Raw genomic sequence first — 843 nt, 5'->3', positions numbered from 1 at the left:
ATAATAAATAAAGGATAGGTTGCGCGCAGCCGCAACTTGATCCTGTTGTTGAACAAGCCCGATATTGATGAGTACTCTTTATAAGTAAATAAATAAAATTGAGGTTGGCGGTGTTTTGGTGGTTTTGTTATGGGTAAACTTCAGGCCAAACTTAGCCATTATCACTAAACTGAGTTTGGTAATATCGTCACTCACCCTATATTTTCTCTTGTTGTTAAAACCCTCGGTTAGTTAATATTTAGCACGCAACAATTCCCTCTGCTTAAGCACCTCCTTGTTTTAAATCGACTGGCCACTAATAATTCGATGCCCTATTCGTATTAGAGCTAAGGTCATTATCGTCTTACAGTGAGGGCAGCAGACGCCTTTTTTATCCGATATTACGATGGGCGGCAGTACAACTTTTAGCATTAACTGTAACCAATGTAATGTTTGTTTAGCATTGCCATGTAAAAAGCCATAGTTTCGTGTTCGTCGAAAACCTCTCGGCAAAACATGTTGCAGCACTCGCCATAAAAATTCCGTCGCTGGCTCCGTTATGGTTGTAAACTCCTTGGTGTTACTTTCTTGGTATTGAAACGTTACTTGGCCATTTGTCAGTGACAAGATATTTTTTTCGCTCACCACCCCACGATAAAGGTATCTGGCCAGATAGGTTAAGGCACTATCCCCTTTACCAGCATACTGACAATCACTCACCCAAGAGGTGGGTGTATTCGAGGGTAAGTAATAATGCGCATTACACATCTTTTCGATAAATTTACCTCGAAATACTTTTGCTAAGTTATTCGCGTTAAACAGGTACGTTCCCGTTTTTTTCTTCCAACACTTGTGTTTTTTATC

General features: G+C 40.0%; 1 protein-coding gene. It reads right to left on the bottom strand.

Translation table 11 applies throughout. The features are described 5' to 3' along the window. Positions 1-279: 279 nt before the first annotated feature. Positions 280-843 (bottom strand): IS91 family transposase (locus MTCD1_RS18320; RefSeq protein WP_197410334.1); only part of this gene is annotated, 564 nt, incomplete at its 5' end.

This window comes from Colwellia marinimaniae (genome assembly GCF_002207865.1).
GTDB classification, from domain to species: domain Bacteria; phylum Pseudomonadota; class Gammaproteobacteria; order Enterobacterales; family Alteromonadaceae; genus Colwellia; species Colwellia marinimaniae.
The sequence above is the reverse complement of the archived record's forward strand: the minus strand, read 5'-3'. Positions and strand labels throughout refer to the sequence as shown.